This window comes from Candidatus Eisenbacteria bacterium, from assembly GCA_018831195.1.
Lineage (GTDB): Bacteria > Eisenbacteria > RBG-16-71-46 > CAIMUX01 > JAHJDP01 > JAHJDP01.
In genome coordinates this window covers 114789-122835 of the sequence record JAHJDP010000119.1, presented here as the reverse complement: position 1 = coordinate 122835, position 8047 = coordinate 114789, and the positions used below count along the sequence as shown (strand labels likewise).

General features: G+C 58.8%; 9 protein-coding genes. 2 read left to right on the top strand and 7 right to left on the bottom strand.

Translation table 11 applies throughout. From position 1 onward, the window contains the following. Positions 1-198 precede the first annotated feature (198 nt). From KJ970_21140 to KJ970_21130, 3 genes are read right to left on the bottom strand one after another with little or no spacing between them, the layout of a single operon-like run. Positions 199-1065, bottom strand: a complete 867-nt coding sequence (locus tag KJ970_21140; protein MBU2693431.1) for a purine-nucleoside phosphorylase — start codon at positions 1063-1065, stop codon at positions 199-201. Further along, the gene (locus tag KJ970_21135) at positions 1062-1973 is read right to left on the bottom strand and encodes an ABC transporter permease (protein MBU2693430.1); all 912 of its coding nucleotides are present in this window, start codon (positions 1971-1973) and stop codon (positions 1062-1064) included. Before KJ970_21135 ends, KJ970_21140 begins: the two co-directional genes overlap by 4 nt. After that, complete coding sequence (locus KJ970_21130) at positions 1970-2977, bottom strand: ABC transporter permease (GenBank protein ID MBU2693429.1); 1008 nt, start codon at positions 2975-2977, stop codon at positions 1970-1972. The genes KJ970_21135 and KJ970_21130 overlap by 4 nt, the downstream gene beginning before the upstream one ends. 275 nt (positions 2978-3252) lie before the next feature. Between KJ970_21130 and KJ970_21125 the strand changes: the two genes are divergently transcribed. Both KJ970_21125 and folK read left to right on the top strand, forming a co-directional pair. After that, on the top strand, positions 3253-3618 hold the full coding sequence (locus KJ970_21125) for a dihydroneopterin aldolase (protein ID MBU2693428.1): 366 nt from the start codon (positions 3253-3255) through the stop codon (positions 3616-3618). Then, complete coding sequence (gene folK / locus KJ970_21120) at positions 3590-4120, top strand: 2-amino-4-hydroxy-6-hydroxymethyldihydropteridine diphosphokinase (protein MBU2693427.1); 531 nt, start codon at positions 3590-3592, stop codon at positions 4118-4120. Before KJ970_21125 ends, folK begins: the two co-directional genes overlap by 29 nt. Before the next feature lie 30 nt (positions 4121-4150). On the opposite strand, the gene KJ970_21115 is transcribed toward folK, so the two are convergent. The 4 genes from KJ970_21115 to udk are packed head-to-tail and all read right to left on the bottom strand — an operon-like array spanning position 4151 to position 8043. Continuing rightward, the gene (locus KJ970_21115; GenBank protein ID MBU2693426.1) at positions 4151-5638 is read right to left on the bottom strand and encodes an ATP-binding cassette domain-containing protein; all 1488 of its coding nucleotides are present in this window, start codon (positions 5636-5638) and stop codon (positions 4151-4153) included. 34 nt (positions 5639-5672) lie between these two features. Further along, positions 5673-6683: a BMP family ABC transporter substrate-binding protein gene (locus tag KJ970_21110; GenBank protein ID MBU2693425.1), complete on the bottom strand. Its 1011-nt coding sequence runs from the start codon at positions 6681-6683 to the stop codon at positions 5673-5675. Further along, the gene (locus tag KJ970_21105) at positions 6683-7315 is read right to left on the bottom strand and encodes a thymidine kinase (protein ID MBU2693424.1); all 633 of its coding nucleotides are present in this window, start codon (positions 7313-7315) and stop codon (positions 6683-6685) included. The genes KJ970_21110 and KJ970_21105 overlap by 1 nt, the downstream gene beginning before the upstream one ends. After that, complete coding sequence (gene udk / locus KJ970_21100; protein ID MBU2693423.1) at positions 7312-8043, bottom strand: uridine kinase; 732 nt, start codon at positions 8041-8043, stop codon at positions 7312-7314. The genes KJ970_21105 and udk overlap by 4 nt, the downstream gene beginning before the upstream one ends. Positions 8044-8047: the final 4 nt, after the last annotated feature.

The window sequence follows — 8047 nt, the reverse complement described above, 5'->3', positions numbered from 1 at the left end:
CCCGTTCAGAATGCCGCAACCGCAAAACTCTATGACACTTACAGATATAGCGAACCCCAATGTCCTAAGCTACCGGCGTCAGCGTCAACCAAAAGAGCCACCCCATTTCGAGGCGGCTCATCGCGGCTCCCCGGGTGCAACTCGAACCAACACCCTTCCGGTTAACAGCCATAGATCTGATTCCTGGAAATCCCGCCGCTATGGCCCTTCGATAAGCGCCTTCTCGAGCAGTTCACCAATGCTGCGCGCGGCGCGGCGGCCGAGTGCGATGACCTCTTCGTGCGTGAGGTCGGCCTTGCTGAGACCGGTCGCCATGTTGGAGATAAACGAGATCCCGCCGACCAACAGCCCCAAGCCGCGCCCTTCAAAGGCTTCCATCACCGTCGACATCGTCGCGGCATGCGCTCCGGCCTGTCTCCACGCATTAACTTCGGCGGCCGTCTCATAGTTGGGTCCCAATCCGCCGGCAAGGACCCCCTTCTGCGCCGGAATCTTGAGTTCGCGCGCGAGGAGGGTCAGGCGTTTCACCCATCCGGGATGGAAGGGAGAACCGATGGGATAAGTTGTACGAGGCGGTGTGAGACGGCTGGGGCTCCAGCCGAAACCGCGGCCCATAAAGAGGGAGATCTGATCTTCGAGGATCACCAGCATCCCCGCTTCCAATCGCGGATCAATGCCTCCCGCCGCATTGGTGAGAAGGAGCCAGCGAGCGCCGAGCCGGTAGGCGAGCCGCGTCATAAAGAGAACATTATCGAGATCGCCTTCTTCATAGAGATGGACGCGTCCCTGTTGTACAAGAACCCGCTTCCCTCCCACCTCGAGCAGATGAAAGGCGCCGGCATGGCCGGAGACGGTGGAGACCGGCGCCCCGGGCAATTCACCCGGTTGCCATGTCGCCAGCGGAGTCCAGCGTTTGATCACATCCCCCATCCCGGAACCAAGAACAAGAAAAGCGTCGAGTTTTGACGACGGGTTTTGTGCAAGGATCTTTTTCACCGCACCAGCGGCGGGGGCCAGGGATTCCCACCAGGGAAACAAGGTGTTGTCGACAGGGTCTATCATCACGAGCTCTTTGATTCTCCTCTTTCATACGGGCTGCCGACCGCGGCCGGCGCCTCGGCCCGCCCCACCCAAAGGACAAGGACAATCATTGTGAGCAGATATGGCAGGGCTTGCAAGGCTTGATTTGGGATCATCTCAATACGGATGCGCAGCTGCAAGGCTTCAGCGCCGCCGAAGAGGAGGCAGGCGGCCGCAGCGCCCCATGGCCTCCACTTGCCGACAATCATCGCGGCCAGTGCGATATAGCCGCGACCCGCCGACATCCCCTCGGTAAAAGAGTGCTGGTGAAAGGCCAGCCAAGCGCCCCCCATCCCGCCGAGAAGACCACTGATCAGAACCCCCGTCCATCGCATCCTGGCGACGACAAAACCGGCGGCGTCGGCCGCCTCGGGATCTTCGCCCACGGCGCGGATACCCAAACCGAATCCGGTGCGAAAGAGAATCCAGGTGGAGAGGGCGGTGAGAACGAGGACCCCTATAAATAGTGGATGTCCGAGAACCTCGGGGAGGGCGGCCATCGCGCCCTCCAGATCGGGATGGGGCAGATCGGGAATGCGGGGGCTGTTGCTGACGCTTCCATAGAGCGCCTTCAGCCCCATCCGCGTGCCGCCGAGGGCCGCAATATTGATCGCGAGACCGGAGACGATCTGGTCCGCCTTGCCGGACACAACAACCAGGGCGTGAACCGCCGCGGTGAGGAGACCGCCCAAGAGGCCGCCGAGGAGTCCCAGCCAGGGGTTCCCGGTCGAGATGGTGACCACCGCCGTGCCGAAAGCGCCGTTTAACAAAATCCCCTCGAGGGCGATATTCACAACACCGCTGCGTTCCGACCAGCAGGCGCCGACGGCGGCAAAACCGTAGGGGACGGAAATCCTGAGGGCCTGCGCGATAAAAGTGATCAGACTAATCATTTGTCGCCGCCTCCCCCTGTCTCGCCGGATCTTTTTGTGAAAGCCCGGACGGCCCGGTTCCGTTTCCGCCGCCAAGCCTCGGCGAGAATCGCCAAGATCAGAATCGCGCCGGTCAGGACATCAACCGCCTCCTTTGGTACGAGATGATTGATGGCCAAACCTGTGAAAGAAAGGAAGCCGAAAAACAAGGCGGATGGTATAATCGCGATCGGGTTGTTGCGCGCCAACAGAGCGACACCGATCCCGATGAAACCGACGCCCCCGGTCATGCCGTCTTCATAATAATGTTTATATCCCAAAACGGTGTTGAGCCCGACCAAGGAGGCCATCGCGCCGCTGAGAGCCATCGACAGGATGATGGCCCGGTTGACTTTGACACCCGCCCACAGGGCGGCCCGCGGCCCGCGCCCCGCGGCCCGGAGCGCGAATCCCGCCCGTGTCGATTTAAGAAAGAAGTGGATCGCGATCGCCAGGAAAACGGCGATAACAAAACTCAGATTCACGGGGCTTCCCTGCGTTGCGGGCCAGAGACCCGAAAGCCGGGGAAGCCACAGCGACGGGGCCACATCCGCCGTGCGCACCGATTCGGGCATGGCGAGGTGATGGCTGATTACATAATTGGAGAGGGCCAGGGCGATAAAGTTCAGCATAATTGTATTAATAACTTCATGCGTCCCCCATCGCGCCTTCAGCCAGCCGGGGATCCATCCCCAAAAGCCGCCCATGAACAGCCCCGCCCCCAGCACCAGCGGCCAGAGGAGAAGCGCCGGCAGCCCTGAAAATGTACAACCAACCGTGGCCAGAGCCAGGGAACCGACCACCGCCTGCCCTTCAGCGCCGATATTGAACAATCCGGTCTGAAAGGCGATCGCCACGGCAAGTCCGGTGAAAATGAGCGGTGTCGCCCTAAAGAGAATTTGGCTGAGACCATACGGCGTGCTGAGGACATGCTTCCAAACAAGACGCCCGATATCATACGGCGCCACGCCGTGGAGGAGGGCCATGAGACTGCCCAAAACCACCAGAGTGAGGAGAGATAGGATCAGCGGGAGAAAAGTATCGAGACTTCTGAGAGCCGATATCGTTCGACTTTTTTTCCCACCGCGCCTGTTTCTACCGCGTTCGTTCCTACCGCGTTCGTTCCTACCAGTATCGTTTTTTAAACCGTTCTCTCTCACAATCGCTCCATTCGGCTTGCGCGGGGGTGCCGAACCGCCGAAACTCTCTGTGAGAGTCTGAGCGGCCAATCTCGGAACCAACGCGAAATGGGGGCTTCATCATGGAGGATCGAATACTCATCCGCAATCTTCTCGTTCGGGGCATTTTGGGCGTGAATGATTGGGAGCGGGAAACCCGTCAGGATATCCTGCTCAATTTGACCTTGTTTACCGACACCCGGGCCACAGCGGCATCCGACGACCTCAAGGGCGCGGTTAATTATCGGACACTGGCGAAGCAACTGATCGAGCATGTGGAAACGAGTTCCCGATATACAGTGGAAGCCCTGGCCAATGATCTCGCGCGGATATGCTTCAGATGGTCCAATATCTACAGGGTCCGGGTCCGGGTGGAGAAACGGGGAGCCCTCCGTTACGCCGAATCCGTCGGCGTCGAGATTGAAAGAGGAACGGAAGACTTTGCCTGAAGCCACGTTTATCTCCATCGGTTCCAATATCGAACCCGCGCGCTATCTAACCGCGGCCATCGCCCGCATCGGCGATGTCGGTCGGCCGATCAGGGTATCTCGGGTTTATCAAAACGCCGCCCTCTCCCCGACACCGCAACCCGATTACCTTAACGCCGCGGTCCTTCTTGAGACCGAGGGGGCGCCGGAAGAGATCCGCACAAAACTGAAGAGCATCGAGGTCGCGCTGGGCCGGCGCCGATCGGCCGATCGGTATGCCCCCCGCATCATCGATCTGGATCTCTGTCTGCTCGGGTCGATCATCCTCAAAACACCCGCGTGGACGTTACCCGATCCTGAACTGCTCGAGCGGGCCTACCTGGCCGTTCCCATGGCTGAAGTGGCGCCCGACTTCATTCATCCTTTGACCGGGGAGCCTCTGCGCCTCATCGCGGCCCGATTGGAACCGGCCGGACAGCTGACGCTGCGGCCCGACCTCGTGCTGCGCCTCCCCGACAACTGACCCACGCATTCCCAGCCACCGCGCCTCAGCCTACGCGCCCCAGCCGACCATCGATCCGGCCAGCTTGTTCTGATCAACCGCCTCCGCCACCGTCTTATACAATATCTTCCCCCGGTAAAGAACCATAATTTCATCCGACAGGTCCAATATCTCTTCCAAATCGGATGAGATGAGAAGGATGCCGCGGCCGTCGCGGCGTTCCTCCAGAAGACGGGCATGCAAGGCCGCCCGGCTCCCCACATCGACACCCTGGGTCGGCTGCGCCGCGATCAGTAGAGGACCGTTGCGAAGTATCTCCCGGCCAAGGAGAAGCCGCTGTTGATTTCCCCCGCTCAAGGCTTCCACGGGCAGATCGGCCTGCGGAGGTTGTACATTGAAGGCCTCCATCACCTGCTGGGTCGATTCATCAATCGCCCGGCGATGCAGGCGGATCGATCCCGCCAATGTGCGCCGGTCAAGATGACCCAGTAGAACATTTTCCCGGATCGGGAGCGATGCGATAAGGCCCAGGCCGATCCGCTCATCCGGTATCGCGTCGACCGCCCGCGGCGGCATCGGGCCCGGAGCCTTCCATTCGCGCTCAAGGAATCGGATCCGCCCCCGGCTCCATTTCCTGATGCCTCCCAGAATTTCGAGCAGATCTCTCTGGCCGTTCCCCTCAACGCCCGCGATGCCGACAATGCGCCCGCCGCAGAGATCAAAACTGACATCGTCCAAACCGCCGGGTCCCTCTGATGAAATCCCATCGACCGACAAGACCACCGGACCCTGCGCCCGGCTCTCGCGCCGGCCCGTATCGATAGGGCGGTGCCCCACGATCAGCTCGGCCAGACGTTGGCGGTCGAATTGTTCAACCGGTCCCCCGCCGACGACTTTGCCGCCGCGGAGAATCGTGACGTCATCGGCGATTTCGATCGCTTCAGCCAATTTATGTGTAATAAAAACGATCGCCGACCGGTTCTCTTTTAGACGTCGGATGGTTGAAAAGAGTCCCTCCACCTCGGACGGCGCCAGAACCGCCGTCGGCTCGTCGCAAAGCAGGATCGATGCGCCCTGCAGAAGGGCTTTGAGTATTTGCAGCCGTTGCGCCTGTCCGACGCTGAGATCTTTACCGCGTCCATCCAGCGGAACATCCAAGCCGTAGGATGTCATCAGCGATTGCACCCTCTCCCGGGCCCGGTCCCATTTGACCGGCCGGAGATCCCGGAATCCGTCATGGCCGAGATAGAGATTCTCCATAACGCTGAGAGCGGGAACAATGAGAAGGCGCTGTGGAATCATGCCGATTCCCAGCCGCCGCGCGACGCGCGGAGATGTGATGGCGACCTTTTGGGAGTGGGAGAAAATGTCGCCCGTATCGGGGCTCAGCATGCCGTAGAGGATCCGGAGGAGCGTCGTTTTGCCGGCGCCGTTTTCACCTAAGACGGCATGTACTTTCCCAGGCCGGAACGCGATCGAAACGCCGTCATTGGCCTTCAGACCGCTGAAGCTTTTTGTTATCTCCCGGGCCTCAAGCACCGGGCTCTGAGCGGTTGGATTCATTGCGGAGATCTCAGGATGACGGAACCTTGATGATCCCTTTCACAATCTCATTCTCCAGAGCGCGAAGCCTTTGCTCGACCTCGGGCGTGATCCATTGGCGGTTATTCTTGTCGATCACCAGGCTCACCGCGCCGTCGGCCAGGCCGAATATCTGAATCCCCTGTGGAAAATCATCATTTAATGTCCGCTGGATCACCTTGAACACCGCCACATCGACCCGCTTCAGCACGCTTGTCAGGACATGACCGGGGGCTTCGCCCCATTGATCGGAGTCGACGCCGATCGCCAGGAGATCGCGGGAGCGGGCCGCTTCAAAAACACCCAACCCGGTTCCGCCGGAGGCGTGAAAAATGATATCGGCGCCCGAATCGTATTGCGCCAAGGCCAGCTCCTTGCCCATCGACGGATTTTTAAAAGCGGCCCCCGTCACGCCGGCATAGTTCACCAGAACCCGTATACCAGGTCGGATGTGCCGGGCCCCTGCGGCGAAGCCCTTTTCAAATTTTCGTATCAATGCTCCTTCCATCCCGCCGATAAATCCGACCGCATCGGTTTTACTCACCATCGCCGCAAGGGCGCCGGCAAGAAAAGAACCCTCTTCTTCACGGAACTTGATGGCGGCGAGGTTTTCAGGAAGGGGTGAATCATCCTTCACGGCATAGTCGACACAAGCGAATTTCTTATCCGGGAATTCATTGGCGACGTTTGTGATATCATCGGTGAAGAGAAAACCGATACCGAAGATAATGTCGGCATCCCCGGTGGCCATCATCCGCAGGGCTTCCTCGCGATCACTCCCCTCTCCCGGTTCGAGGTATACAAAACTAACACCCAATTCATCTCTCGCGCGAAGCAGACCCTGATGGGCGCTGTCATTAAACGATTTGTCGCCCAAACCGCCGACATCAAAGACAAGACCGACGTGAATCTTCGATTCGACAGCCTTTTTTGAATCCCCACCGCAGCCAAGAACCGACAGAACGAGCCCGGCCGTCAAGAAACCCATTGCCCACCGCTTCATTATTTTTCCTCCCGTTCTGTCTTGGAAGATCCTTGCTTGGAATCCTTGCGCTCCACCAGCTCCGCCTCATCCTTGCCCGGTGGTTTGAAGCATCGGCGGCAGCGGGCCTCGTACAACTGCGTGGCCCCAACGACAATGCGCTCAGATCCGCCGCTGAGGCGCTGCGTCCGATTGGCCGGATTCCCGCAGACAACGCAAATCGCCAGGGTTTTTGTGATATACTCTGCAACGGCCAGAAGCTGCGGCATCGGGTCGAAGGGTTCGGCGCGGTAATCCTGATCCAATCCGGCGACAATGACACGCTTTCCCTGATCAGCGAGATACTCGCAAACCGAGACGAGCGAATCATCAAAGAACTGCGCTTCATCGATCCCCAAAACATCCGCCTCCTCCGCGCCTTCCAATATCTCTTGTGGTTTGTGGATGGCGATCGATGGAATCTTTATCTGGCTGTGGGAAACAAGATAATCGGCGGCATAACGGTCGTCCAACACGGGTTTGTATATCTTGACCCGCTGCTTGGCGATCTGCGCGCGCCTGAGGCGGCGGATCAGTTCCTCGGTCTTGCCGCTGAACATACTTCCACAAATCACCTCGATCCATCCGGTATTGCGCGGCAGGTCGTGGCTCATGACGCCGGTCTCCGGTTGGACTTTTCGGCGCCGGCCGGCGGATTCTTTTTCTTTTTCTTCTTTTTGTTTGCGGATTGCTTCGCCCGCGCCGCTCTTTCTTCCGCTTCCCCCTGGGCCAGCAGACTTTGAATCTTAACCTTTAACAAATCGATCGCCACTTCATTCATCCCACCGCCGGGCACGATGATATCGGCATACCTTTTTGATGGATCGATAAATTGCATATACATCGGCCGGACGCTTTGTTCGTATTGATCCAGGATCGATGTGATCGTCCTGCCGCGGAGTTTCACATCCCTGCGGATACGGCGCAGCAATCGGATATCGGCGTCGGCGTCGATGAAAACCCTGATATCCATCAATTGCCGCAGAAAGGGATCCTCCAGCACCAGGATCCCCTCGAGGATAAAGATCTGCTCGCCCCCTGCGACGACGGTGTTTTTCAGTCGCATATGCTTGCTAAAGTCATAGACGGGAACCTGAACCTTCCCGCCCTCGAGCAGGATTTTCAAATGCTCTCTCAGCAGGCTCATCTCGAACGCATCGGGATGATCGAAGTTCTGCCGGCTCCGTTCTCCCTTTGACAAATGAGAGATATCGCGATAGTAGGAATCGAGTTTTAGAATCCGGACTTTTTTGGAACCCAACTCGTCATCAAGTCTCTGAGCCACCAAAGTTTTCCCGGAGGCTGTTCCTCCGGCGATACCGATTAGAATGCGTCTCGCCACCATC

Bases quoted from the DNA above. Each gene is read 5' to 3' on its own strand.
- KJ970_21135 (MBU2693430.1), bottom strand. From the start codon at position 1,973: ATGATTAGTCTGATCACTTTTATCGCGCAGGCCCTCAGGATTTCCGTC.
- KJ970_21130 (MBU2693429.1), bottom strand. From the start codon at position 2,977: ATGGCCCTCCTCCACGGCGTGGCGCCGTATGATATCGGGCGTCTTGTT.
- KJ970_21125 (MBU2693428.1), top strand. From the start codon at position 3,253: ATGGAGGATCGAATACTCATCCGCAATCTTCTCGTTCGGGGCATTTTG.
- KJ970_21110 (MBU2693425.1), bottom strand. From the start codon at position 6,683: ATGAAGCGGTGGGCAATGGGTTTCTTGACGGCCGGGCTCGTTCTGTCG.
- KJ970_21105 (MBU2693424.1), bottom strand. From the start codon at position 7,315: ATGAGCCACGACCTGCCGCGCAATACCGGATGGATCGAGGTGATTTGT.